12 protein-coding genes, 7 pseudogenes and 1 other annotated feature are annotated in these 18,107 nt (G+C 53.1%); of the genes and pseudogenes, 9 read left to right on the top strand and 10 right to left on the bottom strand.

Translation table 11 applies throughout. The features are described from left to right. Position 1: 1 nt before the first annotated feature. The 8 genes and pseudogenes from AACL06_RS00560 to apt form a co-directional block, all read right to left on the bottom strand. Positions 2 to 1,132, bottom strand: a pseudogene (locus tag AACL06_RS00560) (GntP family permease). A 167-nt stretch (positions 1,133 to 1,299) separates the two neighbouring features. Continuing rightward, positions 1,300 to 1,902 (bottom strand): annotated as a pseudogene (locus AACL06_RS00555) (PucR family transcriptional regulator). 172 nt (positions 1,903 to 2,074) lie between these two features. Beyond that, positions 2,075 to 2,719, bottom strand: a complete 645-nt coding sequence (gene adk, locus AACL06_RS00550) for an adenylate kinase (protein ID WP_339037299.1) — start codon at positions 2,717 to 2,719, stop codon at positions 2,075 to 2,077. Between the two features lie 314 nt (positions 2,720 to 3,033). After that, entirely contained in the window at positions 3,034 to 4,899 is a 1,866-nt protein-coding gene (gene htpG, locus AACL06_RS00545; protein WP_339037297.1) for a molecular chaperone HtpG, read from the bottom strand. 135 nt (positions 4,900 to 5,034) lie between these two features. Further along, positions 5,035 to 5,647 (bottom strand): annotated as a pseudogene (gene recR / locus AACL06_RS00540) (recombination mediator RecR). After that, complete coding sequence (locus AACL06_RS00535) at positions 5,644 to 5,973, bottom strand: YbaB/EbfC family nucleoid-associated protein (RefSeq protein WP_339037295.1); 330 nt, start codon at positions 5,971 to 5,973, stop codon at positions 5,644 to 5,646. The pseudogene recR and the gene AACL06_RS00535 overlap by 4 nt, the downstream one beginning before the upstream one ends. A 47-nt stretch (positions 5,974 to 6,020) precedes the next feature. Further along, complete coding sequence (gene dnaX / locus AACL06_RS00530; protein WP_339037293.1) at positions 6,021 to 7,949, bottom strand: DNA polymerase III subunit gamma/tau; 1,929 nt, start codon at positions 7,947 to 7,949, stop codon at positions 6,021 to 6,023. Continuing rightward, positions 6,624 to 6,688 (bottom strand) — a sequence feature (DnaX frameshifting element). It overlaps the preceding gene by 65 nt. Positions 7,950 to 8,040: 91 nt before the next feature. Next, on the bottom strand, positions 8,041 to 8,592 hold the full coding sequence (apt, locus tag AACL06_RS00525; protein ID WP_339038431.1) for an adenine phosphoribosyltransferase: 552 nt from the start codon (positions 8,590 to 8,592) through the stop codon (positions 8,041 to 8,043). A 167-nt stretch (positions 8,593 to 8,759) separates the two neighbouring features. On the opposite strand from apt, the pseudogene AACL06_RS00520 reads away from it, so the two are divergent. After that, positions 8,760 to 9,197 (top strand): annotated as a pseudogene (locus AACL06_RS00520) (IS630 family transposase); the annotation flags it as partial. Positions 9,198 to 9,252: 55 nt separating this feature from the next. Here the strand turns inward: AACL06_RS00520 and AACL06_RS00515 are convergent. Together AACL06_RS00515 and suhB are read right to left on the bottom strand one after the other, a co-directional pair. After that, positions 9,253 to 10,120 (bottom strand): annotated as a pseudogene (locus tag AACL06_RS00515) (IS5 family transposase). Between the two features lie 797 nt (positions 10,121 to 10,917). Continuing rightward, complete coding sequence (gene suhB / locus AACL06_RS00510) at positions 10,918 to 11,730, bottom strand: inositol-1-monophosphatase (protein ID WP_339037292.1); 813 nt, start codon at positions 11,728 to 11,730, stop codon at positions 10,918 to 10,920. Between the two features lie 124 nt (positions 11,731 to 11,854). Here suhB and trmJ point away from each other — a divergent pair. The 8 genes and pseudogenes from trmJ to fdx form a co-directional block, all read left to right on the top strand. After that, a pseudogene (gene trmJ / locus AACL06_RS00505) lies at positions 11,855 to 12,425 on the top strand (tRNA (cytosine(32)/uridine(32)-2'-O)-methyltransferase TrmJ); the annotation flags it as partial. 115 nt (positions 12,426 to 12,540) lie between these two features. Beyond that, positions 12,541 to 13,036, top strand: a pseudogene (gene iscR, locus AACL06_RS00500) (Fe-S cluster assembly transcriptional regulator IscR). Positions 13,037 to 13,088: 52 nt separating this feature from the next. Further along, a complete protein-coding gene (locus tag AACL06_RS00495) occupies positions 13,089 to 14,303 on the top strand; it encodes an IscS subfamily cysteine desulfurase (RefSeq protein ID WP_339037291.1) in 1,215 nt (404 codons plus the stop codon). A 24-nt stretch (positions 14,304 to 14,327) separates the two neighbouring features. Continuing rightward, positions 14,328 to 14,714 (top strand): Fe-S cluster assembly scaffold IscU, encoded by a 387-nt coding sequence (gene iscU, locus AACL06_RS00490; protein WP_339037290.1) that lies wholly within the window; start codon positions 14,328 to 14,330, stop codon positions 14,712 to 14,714. Positions 14,715 to 14,775: 61 nt separating this feature from the next. Further along, on the top strand, positions 14,776 to 15,099 hold the full coding sequence (iscA, locus tag AACL06_RS00485; RefSeq protein ID WP_339038430.1) for an iron-sulfur cluster assembly protein IscA: 324 nt from the start codon (positions 14,776 to 14,778) through the stop codon (positions 15,097 to 15,099). Between the two features lie 63 nt (positions 15,100 to 15,162). Beyond that, positions 15,163 to 15,684, top strand: coding sequence for a co-chaperone HscB (gene hscB, locus AACL06_RS00480; protein WP_339037289.1), 522 nt, complete (start codon positions 15,163 to 15,165; stop codon positions 15,682 to 15,684). Positions 15,685 to 15,710: 26 nt separating this feature from the next. Then, positions 15,711 to 17,561 carry a Fe-S protein assembly chaperone HscA gene (gene hscA / locus AACL06_RS00475; RefSeq protein WP_339037287.1) on the top strand — a complete coding sequence of 617 codons (1,851 nt, stop codon included), beginning with the start codon at positions 15,711 to 15,713 and terminating at the stop codon, positions 17,559 to 17,561. Positions 17,562 to 17,563: 2 nt separating this feature from the next. Then, positions 17,564 to 17,899 carry an ISC system 2Fe-2S type ferredoxin gene (gene fdx / locus AACL06_RS00470; protein ID WP_339037285.1) on the top strand — a complete coding sequence of 112 codons (336 nt, stop codon included), beginning with the start codon at positions 17,564 to 17,566 and terminating at the stop codon, positions 17,897 to 17,899. Positions 17,900 to 18,107: the final 208 nt, after the last annotated feature.

The following is an 18,107-nucleotide window of genomic DNA, read 5'->3' as shown; positions in this document are numbered from 1 at the left end:
CTTATCCCGCCAAATTAAATACGCCAAACATCAGCGCCGAAACTGCCGCGATGGTAAAGCCCACCTGCGTTTCATACGGCAACAGTTTCAACCTCTCGTGCACCGCCATATTGACGCTGCCGCCGGTCGCATGGAAGAAGCTGCAGTACGGCAGGTGATCCAGCACAGTGGCACCGGCGTGGATCATCGGCGCGTCGGCCAGCCCACTGACGCCCAGCTCCAACAGCGTGCTGCTGAATACGCCGGACGCCAACGCGGTGCTTGCGGTGGTCGAGGCGGTAGCCATCGATATCAGCGCGCCGGACAGCGGTGCCAGCAGCTAGGCCGGCAGGAAGGTGATCAGCACGTCCTTCAGCGCCGAGTTGGCGATGATGCCCGCCAGTGTGCCGGTACCGAGCAGCATGATCGCCACAGGTGCCGACAATCGGCCACAGTGACAGCAGCAAAATCGCCACCAGCGGCGCGCTGATCGCCGCGGCAAACCCCGGACGCGCGCCTTCAGCGTGCTGCGTCAGTTCCTCCGCTATCACCAGGCTGCCCTTGTCGCTCAGGCGCCGCGCCAGCAGATAAGTCACCACTAGTCCGCACAAGGCCCGGTACGATACCTGCCATCATCACCGAGGTGAGCGGCACGTGAAAGTTGTCAGCTGCCGCGATGGTATTGGGGTTCGGCGACATCACGTTGCCGACTTTTCCGCCGCCGATCATCGCCAGCAGGATCGCCGCGTGCGAGATCCCGGCCTTCTGCGCGATGGACAGCGCGCTCGGTGCCACGGTGATTACTGCCACGTCGATAAATACTCCTACCGCCGTCAGGATCAGTGTAGCTATCGACAGCGACAGCAGCGCCCGGATTTCACCGACTTTGCGCACGATGGTTTAGGCGATGGTGTGCGCCGCGCCGAATTCGATCAGCACCCCGGCCAACACGCCGACCGCCAGAATGCGCATCACGGCGTTAGTGATGCCCTGCTCGCCACCGATCATCAGCGTGACGGTCTGCACCAGATCGGCACCGCCGCACAGGCCGCCCGCCAGCAATCATGCCGTAGGCCGGCGGAACCTTGCGTAAGATCAGGACGATGGCGACGGTTAACGCCACCAGTGCCCACAGAGTGGATACGGTTGCCATTATTGTTTTCCCCGTGGTTGATGTGCAGTCAACCTTATCCTGGCCGTCGGCAATAAGCCTGAGAGGAAAAGACAAAAAACCGCCGCTAAAACGGCAGCGAAATTGTGGGTTGGCACAACTCAGTCGTGCATCAGCATGCCGATATATAGCCGCAGCGAGTCGGTTAACTAATTGATTTTTAGTCCAGTAATCGCTTCGATCCGCTGTAGCCGGTAGCGCAGGGTATTGACGTGGATATGCAACTGCGCGGCAGTCTGCGTTTGATCACAATTTTGCGAAAAATCGTGCCGCAGGGTGCCGCGCAGCCCTACTTTTTCATCCTGCGCGCCCACTACCTGCCAGGTGCGGCCCAGCTAATGCTTCAGCCGCTGCGCCAGCGCCTGGGTGGCGCGCGCCGTCAGGTTTGAACGACAAGCCCCCTGCGCCATGCAGGCCGGGCGCAGCAGGATCATCTCGTTGAATCCGGTGATGGCGATCAGCGCCTTGCGCTGGGCCGCCTCCAGATCAGTCAGCAGTTCGCGTAACAGCTGCGGCTACAGTAGTTGGTTCGCCAACTCTTCACGATAGCATTTTTCCCACTGGTTCTGGTCCAGCAGCGCCATCTGTTCCACCATCAGCTCCGCCGCCATCTTCTTCACCAGTTCAGCATAGGCGCGCACCTCGGTCGGCTCGCCGGATATGCCGATCACGCAGTGGCTGATGATGCTAATCACCCGCTGCACAATCTGGCGCGCGGTGGCCTCCGCCAGAAAATTGGTTTGTCCGAACATCCCCAGTTCCCTGCTGCTGATGAAAATACAGGCATTTATACACCTATACACCATTTGCGGAGGGATATTAAAGGGCGCGTACGCTACAAGCTGCGGCGATCACTATTCGATGGAAGAATGGCAAAAAAAACGCCAGACCTGAGGTCTGGCGCTATGCAAGCAATGAAATCGATCAGCCGAAAATAGTCGCCAACTCGGCGCTCACTTCACTCACCTTGCGAGTACCGTCGATTTTACGGTATTGGGTGTTGCCTGCTTCCGCTTCTTTGCTGTAGTAGGAAATCAGTGGTGCGGTCATTTGGTGATATTCCACCAGACGTTTTCGTACGGTTTCTTCCTGATCGTCCTTGCGCATGGTCAGTTCTTCGCCGGTTACATCGTCTTTGCCTGACACTTGTGGTGGATTGAACTTCACGTGATATACGCGGCCAGATGGCACATGTATGCGACGACCAGTGATGCGATCGACAATCAGTTCGTCTAGCACATCGAATTCCAACACATAATCCACGTTAATACCGGCTTCTTTCATCGCATCAGCCTGTGGAATAGTACGTGGGAAACCGTCCAGCAGGAAACCGTTGCGGTAATCTTCCTGAGTGATGCGTTCTTTGACGAGAGCAATTACCAACTCATCGGTCACTAATTTGCCGGCGTCCATAATCTCTTTCGCCTGCTTGTCCAATTCATTGCCCGTCTTCACGGCAGCGCGCAATATATCCCCAGTGGAAATCTGCGGAATACCGTATTTTTCCATGATGAACTGAGCCTGAGTACCTTTACCAGCGCCCGGAGCGCCCAGCAGAATGATACGCATTGCGTAAATCCCCTTGCTATTATTCCTTCATCTTTCAAGCCGCCGCAATTTGGCAGCGCACACTCAACACAGTCACTTACCTGAGGCTGTGCGTGCTTGCCCGCCTAGCCGCAATTTGAAATCTTTTGGGTATTGAGTTTTTAAAAAAATGGCAAAAACACACCACCATATCATTTCAAGGGGGAGTCGCTCAAGGTTACGCAAAGGAAATTAATTGTAAATCATAAGAAAAAATTCAGGGAAAAGAGGGGATATGTAGAGAAAAATCGGCAATACGCCCCAAATGTGTCAGTCAGGGGCGCATAGTTTCTGTATTATACGGAGAGCAATTTATTCATTCGGTGGATGAACTGGTTTGGGTCCTCCAACGTACCGCGTTCTGCCAACAGCGCTTGATCCAGCAACAGATCGATCCATTCAGCGAATTGTTCGTTATCAGCCACATCGGAGGCATGTTTAACCAGGGTATGCTCAGGATTCAGCTCAAAAATGTATTTTACTTCCGGCGCTTGCTGACCCGCAGCAGCGAACAGCTTAGCCATTTGAGTACTCATCTCGTCGGCACCGGTAATGACCACTGCTGGGGTATCGGTCAGGCGATGCGTCAGGCGCACGTCCTTTACACGTTCACCCAGCAACGTCTTCACACGCTCGATAAAGGGTTCCAATTGCTGCTCGGCGGCCTTTTGCTCTTCAGTTTCGTCCGCCAGTTTGTCCAGCGCTTCATCGGCTTTGCTCACTGACTGGAACGGCTTGCCGTCGTACTCTGTCAGATAGCTCATCATCCATTCATCGATGCGGTCGGATAATAGCAACACTTCGATGCCTTTCTTGCGGAACAACTCCAGATGTGGGCTACTCTTGGCGGCGGCATAGCTATCGGCAGTGATGTAGTAAATTTTATCCTGCCCTTCAACCATACGGCCAACGTATTCTTCCAACGATACAGTTTGCGCCAAGCTATCGCTGTGGGTAGATGCGAAACGCAGCAGCTTGGCGATCGCTTCTTGGTTGCCGTTGTCTTCCGCTGGGCCTTCCTTCAGTACCAGGCCGAACTGCTGCCAGAATTTCTGATAGCTTTCAGTATCGTCCTTCGCCCGCTTCTCCAGCATCTGAAGTACACGCTTGGTCAGTGCGCCACGCAGGCTCTGGGTTATGCGGCTATCTTGCAGCATTTCACGCGAGATATTTAGTGGCAGATCATTTGAATCTATAAGGCCGCGCACGAAGCGCAGGTAGTTCGGCATAAACTGTTCAGCATCGTCCATGATAAACACACGCTGGACATACAGCTTCAGGCCATGTTTATGATCGCGATTCCACATGTCCCACGGTGCCTGAGCCGGGATATACAGCAAGCTGGTATACTCTTGCTTGCCTTCCACCCGGTTAAGACTCCAGATCAACGGATCAGTGAAGTCATGGGCGATATGCTTGTAAAACTCTTTGTACTCTTCGTCGGTGATATCAGCCTTGTTACGCTTCCACAGAGCCTGCGCCTTGTTGATCTTTTCCCAAGTGATGGTGCCGTCTTCTTCGTTTTTTCTCTCAATTTCCACCGGCAGCGCGATGTGATCGGAGTATTTTCCGATCACCGAACGCAAACGCCAGGCGTCGAGATACTCATCTTCACCTTCACGCAGATGCAGAGTGACCTCAGTGCCGTGGGTCTCTTTGGTAATGTCAGCGATAGTGTAGTCTCCCTCCCCTGTGGACTCCCATAACACGCCTTCATCGGCGGGGGCACCTGCGGCACGGGTACGCACTGTCACTTTGTCTGCTACAATAAACGCGGAATAGAAACCGACACCAAACTGACCGATCAGTTGGCTGTCTTTAGCCTGGTCGGAACCGATAGACTTAAGGAAATCCTTAGTGCCTGATTTGGCAATGGTGCCAAGGTTCTCGATCACTTCTTCACGGCTCATGCCAATGCCGTTATCAGAGAGGGTCAGTGTACGCTGCTCTTTATCAAAGGACAGGCGCACACGTAGTTCACCATCACCTTCATACAGCTCAGGCGCGGACAATGCGTGGAAACGCAATTTGTCAGCAGCATCCGAGGCGTTGGAGATCAACTCGCGCAAAAAAATCTCTTTGTTGGAGTATAGCGAATGAATCATCAAATTAAGCAGTTGCTTTACTTCAGACTGGAACCCACGGGTTTCTTGACCTTTCATATTCATTGATTACCTCAAAAGACAATGGTTACCAAGATCGCATAATAATGCGTATCAGGTGGGGATCAGGGCGATGTTTTTCAAGCGACTGGCGTGAAATTTTTGCACAATAGCTGACGGAGCCGAATGGCTCCATCAGGGGAACCTGATTGCATGACGACCGGCCAGAGAATACGACAGCGTGGTGTGCCATCGACCATCCTAATTCGCCACCTACCGGTACGCAGTGAGCGATCCGGCTGGCGGGCACGCCATATTTGCCGCACATCTCGGCGATGTAGTTGGCGGTGGCCTCCCCTTCCACCGTTGGGTTGGTGGCAAGGATGATTTCAGTAATGCGTTCCTTCTCCAGCCGTTGCCCCAACCGATCCAGGCCAATATCACCAGGGCCTATACCATCCAGCGGTGACAGGCGCACCATCAACACAAAGTAGCGTCCGGCGAACTGTCCAGTCTGTTCAATGGCGTGAATATCAGACGGAGTCTCCACCACGTAAATCTGGCCATTTTGTTGACCGCGTGGATTGGCGCAAATGGTGCAAATATCTTGCTCGGTGAAAGTGCGGCAGTCGGCACAGTAGCCGATTTCCGACATGGCACGCGTCAGTGCCTTCCCCAGACGCATGCCGCCGCTACGATCGCGTTGGAGCAGTTGGAACGCCATGCGCTGAGCTGGTTTTGCGCGCACGCCCGGCAGGCAGCGCAGCGCCTCTATCAATAATTCAAGCAGCGGGCTGGTTTGCCTCAGAACGGCATCTTGAAGCCAGGCGGCAACTGCATGCCATTGGACACTGAGGCCATCTTCTCTTTCTGGGTTTCTTCAATAAGGCGCGCGGCATCGTTAAAGGCAGCGGCGATCAGGTCTTCCAGCATTTCTTTGTCGTCTTCCATCAGGCTTGGATCGATCTCCACACGGCGGCAGTTATGCGCACCGTTGATGGTAACTTTCACCATACCCGCGCCAGATTCACCCGTCGTTTCTAATTTGGCGACCTCTGCCTGCATTTGCTGCATTTTTTCCTGCATTTGTTGGGCTTGCTTCATCAGATTTTCCAAACCGCCTTTACCAAACATAGTCGTCTCTCGTCACTTAGGCTGCACACAGTACGCAGCATTTACGTTTAAATAGGGCGAATACTGTCTTCATCCAGTTCCGCGTCAAAGAAGCGGCGCAGCGTCTGAATATGGGTATCCGCAACGATGGACTGGCGCACCTGCGCCAGTTTTTCTTCATAAATGGCTTGCCGCCATTCCAGCGGAGTCCGTTCCGCCGAATTATCATCTAACACCACGCTCAGTTCGACCGGGCGGCCATATAGCTCGCTGAGCGCGTCAGCCAGTGTCTTCTGCGCCGAGGACGAATTCAGGTGACATTGCGCAGACCGAAGGTGGAGACAAATATTGCCCGCTTCCTGTTGCTGCTTAAAAGCATTCAACGTCAACTGCTGCACTAACTTTGGCAGCTTCAGTTTGGCAATTTCCGCCGCCCAGGTATCACGCTCAAGCGACTCCACCACCAGCTTGGCCGACATTTCCGGAGTTTTCTCATGCTCCAGCGCCGTGCGTAGCGCATTGGGCGTCCTCAGCACCGTCGGCGCTACCTCCGGCTCTCCTGAAGCACGCCAGCGGTAGGCTTCTGGCTTGACTGTTTTTTCCGGCACGATTTTTTCTGCCTGACGCTGCTGGCTGCGCTCAGTCACAGAAGCCAATCGCTCCAGCGCTGAGCTTGCCGACTGCGCTCTTCCTAACGCCGTAGGTTCATGCTTTTTTGCTGTGGATGCTCCCTGCTGCCGCAGTTGACTACGTGCTTTTAACAACTGGGTGGTGGCATCCGGTAAATTCGGCTGTTGGTGATTTTGCGGTACAGCAGCTTGGCCTAATGGCGGTGGCACATCCTGAGATTGTGGCGCTTGCATTGGCTGAGTTATCTGCACGGGCTCGCTTTGCAGCTCAGCGATTAGCGCTTTGGGATGGAACGCTAGCGCACGCAGCAGGGTCATTTCAACCCCCATACGGCGATCTGGCGCGTAGGCCAGCTCTTTACGCCCCACCAGCAGTGTCTGGTAATAAAGTTGCACGTCTGCGGGCGGCAAGGTGCGTGCCAGCTCACGTAACCGCTGTTCAAGGGCAGCGTACTGGTTATCAAACATCGCAGGCAGCAATTGCACCATTGCAATGCGGTGCAATAGTGCTAGCGTCTCCACCAGCAGGCTTTCCCAGTCCACACCTCGCGCTGCAGACTGCGCAACCTGCGCCATCACCTTCTCACCGTCAGCGCTGGCCAGCGCTTCTAGGATCGCCAATGGCTGTTTGTCATCAAGCGTACCGAGCATTTGGTTGACGGTGGCAGCAGTAACCTGCCCCTGACCCACAGCGATCGCCTGGTCTGTTAGGCTGAGCGCATCGCGCATACTGCCATCAGCAGCGCGCGCCAACAATTGTAACGCACGGGTATCGCTGGTGATTTGCTCCGCAATTAGAACCCTTTGTAGCTGATTGCGGATCTGTTCGACATCCAGCACCTTGAGATGGAACTGTAAGCAGCGGGAAAGAATAGTGACCGGTAATTTCTGCGGATCGGTGGTGGCCAGCAGGAACTTGACGTGCGCAGGCGGCTCTTCCAGCGTTTTCAACAAGGCGTTAAAACTGTGGCGTGAGAGCATGTGTACTTCGTCGATCAGGTAAACTTTGAAGCGGCCACGGGCTGGCGCGTACTGGGCGTTATCCAGCAGATCACGGGTATCCTCCACTTTGGTTCTGGACGCGGCGTCGATCTCGATCAGATCGAAAAAACGCCCCTGCTCAATCTCACGGCAGTTAGTGCATTGACCGCACGGCGTGGCAGTGATGCCAGCTTCACAATTCAGCCCTTTAGCCAGCAGGCGCGCAATAGTGGTCTTACCCACGCCACGCGTGCCTGAGAACAAATAGGCATGATGAATTCTCCCCAGCGAAAGGCCGTTAGCCAGTGCAGTCAGGACATGTTCTTGTCCGACAACATCTGAAAACGTTTGAGGACGCCACTTACGGGCAAGAACCTGATAGCTCATTAATACCGAAGAAGTCGAGTGATCTGGAGAACCATGCTAACACAGCCCCACAGCGATCCGCGAGGCTGTTGTTGTAATGGGGTAATGCAGATTAGTGACCAGCGAAATTGATCAAGCTGTAACATTTGATACCCAGTGTGTTCAAACGCAATTCACCGCCCAGATCAGGCAGGTTAATAACGAAAGCCGCATTTTTCACTTCTCCACCCAGACGGCGAATGAGCTTGACGGTAGCAGCAACGGTTCCGCCGGTCGCTAGCAGGTCGTCAATCACCAGTACCTTGTCACCTACGGAAATGGCATCGGTGTGGATTTCCAACTGATCAGTGCCGTACTCTAGCTCGTAGCTTTCGCTGAGGGTGGTTCGCGGCAGTTTGCCCGGCTTGCGCACCGGCACAAACCCGACACCTAATGCCAGAGCAACAGGCGCGCCGAACAGGAAACCACGCGATTCAGTACCCACCACTTTGGTTACACCTGCTGTGCGATAATGCTCAGCCAGCAGTTCAATGCTTGCGGCATAAGCTAGGGGTTTTTCCAGCAGGCTCGTAACATCACGGAACAAAATGCCCAGCTTGGGGTAATCCGGGATGGTTTTAATACTGTCTTTAACAAGCTGAAACTGCTGCGCTGTCGCGGTCATAATCATTGCCTGATTGAGACTACCTGAAAACGGGTACACAGGTTGCTAAAAGTTCCACACTACCCTAAATACCTGCGCTAAATAGTAGATCACTGAAGGAACTCAATCCGGTTTGAGCGATCTCATCAATCGCCAAATATCATAAACCCTCACAACCGAACTGAGTAATGCCGATCATAGCACCCATACCCCGACATGAACGACGTCAGATGCAAAAAATTATCCAGAAAAAACCAGATAAAAATTATGCCAGACGCCTTATCACCATGTTGATGTTACACCGTGGCAACACGCTGACTTACCTAGGTAAAACCTTATGTGCCGCCCGCTCCTCTGTCGGACGATGGGTTAATTTGTTCACATTGGGCGGCTATGAAGGATTGGCAAGCCTTTCACCTGGACGCCTCCGAAAATGGCCCACGGAGGCGATGTTGAAGATGCTTGATTTGCTCGTTCAGCGTTCTCCACAGGACTTTGTCTATCTGCGTTCTCGGTGGAATGCTGAGATATTAACGATTGAAATTAATAAATTATTTAACTCGACGTTACATCCTGGCTCACTTCGGCGCTGGTTGCCGAGAGCCGGTATTGTGTGGCATAGAGCGGGGCTTTGTTGAATAAATCGGATTTGGAATAAAGAGTCCCCTAAATGGGCATCTTTCAGGCAAGGCGTACACTTTCTGGCATACCGGCGAGCGGCATCTTGTTTAATGCACAGATTTACTCTGTACCTCGCTGTTGCCGCTATCGAACGTCGGTGGTAGCCTGTGATACTTTTCCACCGTGTGTTGTCTCCGGTAATGCGCTGGTTCACCACCGATTGATTTCGCTCTGCATAGTCTGCCGACCAATAACGGGCTCCGCTGCTGGGCGGTATTAACGCCTTGAGCTTCTTGCCCCTTAACTCATCATCACACACTCGCGTATCCTAAGCCCGATCCGCCGAGGCGACTTTGATTTTACGGTACCTCTGACGGATGAGACCTGGGAAGGCTTCTATATCGGTGACATTGCTCAAGGAAAGGTCAGCACAGATGACCTCATGTGTTTCTGTATCTACGGCCAAATGCAGTTTTCGCCAGATCCGCCGTTTTTCCTGACCATGTTTTTTTGCCATCCACTCCCCTTCACCCAACACGTTGAGCCCGCTAGAGTCGATAACGAGGTGCGCAATTTCACCTGGCGTTGGTGTTTTAAACGGGACATGGCCGGACTTCGCCCGCTTACTGATGCAGGTGTCGTCCGGGCAGTTCAACGGCACTTTGATCAGTGTGACAATGGAGTCGACGAAGCCCTGGAGGGCGCGAAGTGTCAGGCCGAAAATCCGTTTCAGCATCAATACGCTGGTGATTGCCATATCGGAATAATGTGGTGGGCGACCACGCAGAGAAGGTTTTGCCTCGCAGTACCAGGCGTGAAGTGCCGTTTCATCCACCGAGAAAGTGAGTAAACCCCGAGTGATAAGGGTGTTGTTGTAAGCCTTCCAGTTGGTGATGTTGAACTTTTGCTGGGCACGGCATGTCGCTATTTTGACAGAAGGAGAGTGATCTGATCCGCATGCCGGCCAAAAGTTCGATTTACTCAACAACGCCTCATGCGGTACGTGTAATTCCCTAAACTCTTTGAAGCTGCCAGTTTATCCAGCATCTTCTCCGCTTCTGCCCGCACCAGAACATTCTTAACCCTCTGCCAGCGGGCTTTTCCTTTACGATCCTGTACTGACCAGTTTTTGATTGAGTCATGACTTTCTATCACGAGTAACGCTAATTGTGCCTCAAGCTGGCGTATACGATTGTTTGCCGCTTCCAGCTATGCAAGCAGCTCCGCCCTGGAGGGGGATGCTTTCTGCATGGCGGATCTTCTTATTTTTGCGATAGCGCCGCGCCCGCTCTGCGGGTAACAGGGCATTTCCGGTACGGGGACGGCCCTGCTGACGCTTTATGCTGGTATCGTTCATGAGAGACTCACTTAGTGAAGTAAATAAACTGCATATTCGTTACGCATTACATTATTTATCCGGTTTTTGCCTGTCTAACGGGCTTCGGTAAAACGCCCAGTTTGGGTGACTGAAGGGATTCCTTAACTTTTGCAATAAGCCTGAAAGTTATAAATAGTTCAGTCTATATAATCGTATTAGGGGGTTGAGGTCTAATGGGCGAAAACCTACGCTTAGCGTAAGTATTAGTAAGTAAATGTGTAAGATAGTGCTCTAGCCCTTGCCATATCTACGTTACCAAAATCTAATCCATTACGCTCAGTGGATAGTAGTCTGTACAAAAAATAGGCTTAGCGTAGGATCTCATCGGTTTTCCAGCCGAACTCCTATTAGCGCTTTAGCGCTTCGCTCAGTTCTTCACGCAGGGTGGAAAGTATCGCTTTCACAACACGCGGGTTGCCCGCCACCACGTTACCGGATCTAAAGTGGTTATGGCCACCAATAAAGTCGGTGACCAAGCCACCAGATTCACGCACCAGCAGTTCGCCTGCAGCGAAGTCCCAAGGTTTCAAACCGATCTCGAAGAAGCCATCCACGCGGCCAGCGGCGACATAGGCTAGATCCAGCGCGGCAGAGCCGGTGCGCCGGAAGTCCGCGCACTGGGTGAACAGTGTGCCAATCACCTTGATATATGGGGCGGCGTGCTGTTTATTTTTGAACGGGAAACCGGTCGCCAGAATAGTGCCATCCAGATCTTTAGCATGGGTGCCACGCAGGCGGTAACCGTTAAGTTGCGCACCTTGGCCACGGCTAGCGGTGAACAACTCATTGCGCATTGGATCATATACCACCGCCACTTCAGTACGGCCTTTAATACGTACTGCAATGGAGACAGAGAAATGTGGGAAGCGTTTGATAAAGTTTGAGGTGCCATCCAGTGGATCGATCACCCATTGTACATCTTGAGCTTCACCAATCAGTTCACCACGTTCTTCGGTAACATTGGTAACAATAGTATGTTGCGGATAAGATTTGAGGATCACTTCGATGATCAGATGCTCTGCATCGCGATCGACATTAGTTACAAATTCATAGGTTCCTTTCTGGCTCGCTTCAACGGCTTCTGGGGTTTCATAGTTTTTGGCAATCAAGTTACCCGCCTTACGCGCAGCGCGCACGGCGATAGTCAGCATCGGATGCATGGGTATCTTCCAACTAGGATGTTAAAGAACAGGAAACGGCACGGAACAAGTATAGCAGCTCTGCGGCAAAATGCCTACTGCTGTGTTAAGATGCGTTGATTTTCCGCTACGCTCAAGAGTTTGTATGCTGTACAACATCCGCATTGTTCTCGTAGAGACCTCCCGTACCGGCAACATGGATTCGACCGCCAGCGCCATGAAAAATATGGGATTAACCAACCTTTATTTGGTTAATCCGCTGATAAAACCCGATTCTCCGGCGATTGCTCTGGCTGCTTGTGCCAGCGATGTGATCGGTAACGCCGCTCTCGTGGATACCATGGATGACGCCATTAACGGTTGTAGCTTAGTGGTGGGTACCAGTGCGCGTTCACACACATTACCCTGGCCAATGCTGGAGCCACGTGAGTGCGGGCTGCGGGCGGTAAAGGCAGGTGAGCATGCGCCAGTGGCGCTGGTGTTTGGCCGTGAACGGGTGGGGCTTGACCAACGATGAGTTGCAGAAGTGCCACTACCATGTTGCCATTCCCGCCAATCCAGATTACAGCTCGCTGAACCTGGCGATGGCGGTGCAGATCCTGGCATATGAGTTGCGTGTGGCTTATCTCGACCGCCAGCAAACGGGGGGAACGCCTCAGGAAGAGACGCCTTATCCACTGGTGGACGATCTTGAGCGTTTTTATCAGCATCTGGAGCATTGGATATGGCTAAACATAATACTTGAGTGAATTACTAGGTTAAATAGTTGACTGATCTACTCAGGAATGTCAAAATTTCAGCCGTATTTGACCAACAGGTAGCCATTGAACTATGAGACTGACATCTAAAGGCCGTTATGCGGTAACCGCTATGCTTGACGTAGCATTGCACTCGCAGGAAGGGCATGTGCCTTTGGCGGATATTTCCGAGCGCCAGGGTATTTCTCTCTCTTATCTGGAACAATTATTCTCTCGTCTGCGCAAGCATGGCCTGGTGGCCAGTGTGCGCGGTCCGGGTGGGGGGTATCTACTTGGTAAAGACATGAGTGACATCGCAGTTGGTACTGTTATCACTGCTGTTGATGAATCGGTAGATGCCACCCGCTGCCAAGGTAAAGACGGTTGTCAAGGGGGGGAACGCTGCCTGACGCATACCCTGTGGCGCGATCTGAGCGAGCGCATCAGCGAATTCTTGAACAATATTACGTTGGCAGAACTAGTTAATAACCAGGAAGTACTGATAGTGGCGGATCGTCAGAACAACGATACGCGTTGCATAGACAAACGGTCATCCACAAGAAGTTATCGACGTTAATCTGCGCGCATAAGCAGCTGGCGATATTCTTTAGTTTTGGAAGTGATGTAGGGAGCACAAGCGCAATGAAATTACCGATTTATCTGGATTACTCAGCAACGACGCCGGTAGACCCGCGCGTTGCTGAGAAGATAATGCAATTTTTGACCCTGGATGGCACTTTCGGTAATCCGGCCTCCCGTTCTCACCGTTTCGGTTGGCAGGCCGAAGAAGCCGTGGATATCGCCCGTAATCACATTGCTGAATTGGTGGGGGCAGACCCACGCGAAATCGTATTCACTTCAGGGGCGACGGAATCCGATAACCTGGCGATTAAAGGTGCGGCTCATTTCTACCAGAAAAAAGGCAAGCACATCATTACCAGCAAAACCGAACATAAAGCCGTGTTGGACAGCTGTCGCCAGCTCGAGCGCGAAGGTTTTGAGGTGACCTACCTGGCACCACAGAGCAATGGCATCATCGACCTGCCCGCTCTCGAAGCAGCGATGCGTGACGACACCATTCTGGTTTCTATCATGCATGTGAACAACGAAATCGGCGTGGTACAACATATTGAAAAAATTGGCGAAATGTGCCGGGAGCGCGGCATTATTTACCACGTTGACGCCACACAGAGCGTGGGTAAGTTGCCTATTGATCTGAGCAAGCTGAAAGTTGATCTGATGTCGTTCTCCGGCCATAAAATTTACGGCCCGAAAGGCATTGGTGTTTTGTATGTGCGCCGCAAGCCGCGTATCCGCATCGAAGCCCAAATCCACGGCGGTGGTCATGAGCGCGGCATGCGTTCCGGCACCCTGCCGGTGCACCAGATCGTCGGCCTGGGTGAAGCCTACCGTATTGCCAAAGAAGAGATGGCGACGGAAATGGCGCGCCTAAGCTGGCTTCGCGATCGCCTGTGGAACGGCGTTAAAGATATGGAAGAAGTGTATTTAAACAGCGATCTAGAACAGGGTGCACCGAATATCCTTAACGTCAGTTTCAATTACGTTGAAGGTGAGTCGCTGATCATGGCGCTGAAAGATCTGGCTTTGTCCTCCGGCTCTGCCTGTACCTCCGCCAGCCTGGAGCCGTCCTACGTGTTGCGCGCGCTGGGCATGAATGATGAATTGGCGCACAGTTCGATCCGTTTATCCCTGGGGCGCTTCACTACGCAAGAAGAGATCGATTACACCATTCAACTGGTGCGTAAATCCATTTGCCGCCTGCGCGACCTTTCCCCTTTGTGGGAGATGTTCAAACAGGGCGTGGATATCAACAGCATCGAGTGGGCACATCATTAATTCTCAGGATCCAGGAGCAAAATCATGGCTTACAGCGAAAAAGTAATCGATCATTATGAAAATCCGCGCAACGTGGGTTCCTTTGACAACCAAGATCCCACCATTGGCAGCGGCATGGTAGGTGCACCGGCCTGTGGTGACGTGATGAAGTTGCAGATCAAAGTTAACAATGAAGGTATCATTGAAGACGCCCGCTTCAAGACTTACGGCTGTGGTTCCGCCATCGCCTCCAGTTCGCTGGTGACCGAATGGATGAAAGGCAAATCTCTCGATCAGGCTGAAGCGATCAAAAACACCCAGATCGCCGAAGAACTGGCATTGCCGCCGGTTAAAATTCACTGTTCAATTTTGGCAGAAGACGCCATTAAAGCAGCGATCGCCGACTACAAAAGCAAACATAGCACCAAGTAGTTTTTTTGAGTCAGTTAGCCCGGTTGTTAGGCGGGGCTTTAATGTGACCTATGAGGTTGTGATGTCAATTACCATGAGCGACAGCGCTGCACAACGTGTTCAGACTTTTATCGATAAACGAGGTAAAGGTCTCGGTCTGCGTTTGGCGGTAAGAACTTCCGGCTGCTCTGGAATGGCGTACGTGCTGGAATTTGTTGACGAAATAAACGATGATGACATCGTCTTTGAAGACAAAGGCGTCAAAGTGTTCATTGACGGCAAAAGCCTGGTCTATCTTGATGGCACTGAGCTTGATTTCGTTAAGGAAGGTCTGAATGAAGGCTTTAAATTCAACAACCCGAACGTCTTAAGCGAGTGTGGCTGTGGCGAGAGTTTTAACGTTTGACAGCCTATCGCCCCCTCCCGCCATGTGCGGGGGTACTTTATCCGCTAACGCCAAGAGCACGCTATGGATTACTTTACCCTATTCGGGCTGCCAGTTTGCTATCCTGTGGATGCTAGCCTACTCACATCCCGTTTTCAGGATCTACAGCGCCAATTCCATCCCGATCGTTTTGCCTGCCAGCCGGAACGTGAACGCCTGATAGCCTTGCAGCAGGCGGCGACCATCAATCAAGCCTACCAGACGCTAAAGCATCCATTAAAATGCGCAGAGTATATGTTATATTTGTACGGCTTTGACCTGGCTAATGAACAGCACACCCTGCGCGACACCGCTTTTCTGATTGAACAGCTAGAGTTACGTGAGGAGCTTGATGCCATTAAGCACAAAGCGGATGCGGAGAGCTTGCTGGCCGAATTTGACATGCGGTTGAACGACACGATTAAACGGCGCAGTGCGCTGATGGTGCAACAGTTGAATGGCGAGCGATGGTCGGAAGCTGCCGATACCGTGCGTAAGCTGCGCTTTTCGGACAAACTCCAGCAAGAGGTTGAACAACTCACAGAAAAGCTGCTGGGTTTTGAGTAACACCTTCTGATTGTGGAAGCTTCAACATGGCCTTATTACAAATTAGTGAGCCTGGCCTAAGTACTGCGCCGCATCAGCGCCGTTTGTCGGCAGGTATCGATTTAGGCACCACCAACTCGCTGGTTGCCACGGTGCGTAGTGGGCAGGCAGAAACACTGGCCGACGAACAGGGCCGCCATTTGCTGCCTTCAGTGGTGCACTACCAGGCGGAGGCGCAGCTTGTGGGTTGGCAAGCGCGCCAACAGGCGGCACAGCAGCCAGCCAACACCATTAGCTCGATCAAACGTTTGATGGGCCGTTCCCTGGTAGATGTGCAGCAACGTTATCCTAACCTGCCATACCAGTTTCAGGCCAGTGACAACGGCCTGCCGATGATCGTTACCGCTGCTGGGTTGGTTAACCCGGTAGGGGTTTCAGCCGATATTCTCAAGGTGCTTTCTGTCCGCGCACAGGCGGCGTTGCAAGGGAACCTTGACGGCGTGGTGATCACCATTCCTGCCTATTTTGACGATGCACAGCGCCAAGGCACCAAAGACGCTGCACATCTGGCTGGCCTGCATGTATTGCGTCTGTTAAACGAACCGACCGCTGCAGCGATCGCCTACGGGCTGAACTCCGGCCAAGAAGGGGTGATCGCGGTCTATGATCTGGGCGGTGGCACCTTTGATATTTCCCTATTACGTCTTAGCCGAGGGGTGTTTGAAGTCTTGGCCACCGGCGGCGATGTTGCGTTGGGCGGCGACGACTTCGACCACCTGCTGGCTGACTGGTTACGCGATCAGGCTGGCGTGGTTGACCGTAGTGATCATGGTGTGCAGCGTCAACTGCTGGATGCCGCTATCGCTGCAAAAATCGCGCTGAGTGATGCCGATAGCGTCCAGGTCGAGGTTATTGGTTGGTCCGGTGAAGTGACGCGTACCCAGTTTGAAGCGCTGATCGCGTCGTTGGTGAAACGCACTCTGCTTGCCTGCCGACGTGCGCTGAAAGACGCTGGCCTCGTCGCTGAAGAGGTACGGGAAGTGGTGATGGTCGGCGGCTCCACACGTGTGCCATTCGTGCGTGAACAGGTGGGAACATTCTTTGGCCGCCCCCCGCTGATCTCTATCGACCCGGATAAAGTTGTTGCCATTGGCGCGGCGATCCAAGCTGATATTCTGGTGGGCAACAAGCCGGGCAGCGACATGCTATTGCTGGATGTGATCCCGTTGTCACTCGGGCTGGAAACCATAGGCGGTTTGGTTGAGAAAGTGATCCCGCGCAACACCACCATTCCGGTGGCGCGCGCGCAGGAGTTCACCACCTTCAAAGACGGTCAGAATGCGATGATGATCCACGTACTGCAGGGCGAGCGCGAACTGATACAAGATTGCCGTTCGCTGGCGCGTTTCACGCTACGCGGGTTGCCGCCGTTACCGGCCGGTGGCGCGCATATCCGCGTCACCTTTCAGGTGGATGCCGACGGTCTGCTGAGCGTCACTGCGATGGAGAAATCCACCGGTGTTGAAGCCGCAATTCAGGTAAAACCTTCGTATGGCTTGTCCGACAGCGAAATTGCCACGATGCTCAAAGAGTCGATGGCCCATGCCCATAACGATGTTGGCACACGCAAGCTGGCGGAACAGCGGGTGGAAGCTTTGCAGGTGCTAGAAAGCCTACAGGGTGCGTTAGATAAAGATGCCGCGCTGCTGAGCGAAATGGAAAGCCAGGCGATCGTTGCCGTATCGCAAGCGCTGCAACATGCAGTATCAGGCGACGACCCCGTAGCTATCGAAACTGCCATTAAAGCATTAGATTCACAAACGCAAGATTTTGCCGCGCGCCGCATGGATGCCGCCACTCGCCGCGCGTTGGCTGGTCATTCTGTGGATGAGGTTTAACTATGCCTAAAATTGTTTTTTTGTCCCAGCAAGATTTATGCCCTGAGGGGGTAGTCGTGGAAGCTAAACCCGGGGAATCCATACTCAACGTTGCGTTGCGCAGCGGTATTGAAATTGAGCACGCCTGCGAGAAATCCTGCGCTTGTACTACCTGTCACTGCATTGTGCGTAAAGGTTTCGATTCTCTGGAAGAAAGCGGCGAGCTGGAAGACGATATGCTGGATAAGGCTTGGGGCTTGGAGCCGGAAAGCCGCCTCAGCTGTCAGACACGGGTCGCCGACGAAGATCTGGTGATTGAAATACCCCGTTACACCGTTAACCACGCGCGTGAGCATTGATACCCATTGCCTTTCAAGCCACAGCGCTGTTGGCCGCGTGCAGTTATTTGGCCGATCCCTGGGCCTAACCCCATGCGGGGCCGCTGCCAGCAGCGTGCAAATTTGCTCCCAGCAGATTTGTCACCCCAGTCACTTACTGGTGTAAGCGGTTGGAGGCCCAGGCAGTTGCCGCCTAGCTGCAACTTGAAATCCATAAGCTAGGCAATAA

The organism is Serratia symbiotica (Periphyllus acericola) (assembly GCF_964019515.1).
Taxonomy (GTDB): Bacteria; Pseudomonadota; Gammaproteobacteria; order Enterobacterales; family Enterobacteriaceae; genus Serratia; species Serratia symbiotica_D.
This window is presented reverse-complemented; position numbering and strand designations above follow the sequence as displayed.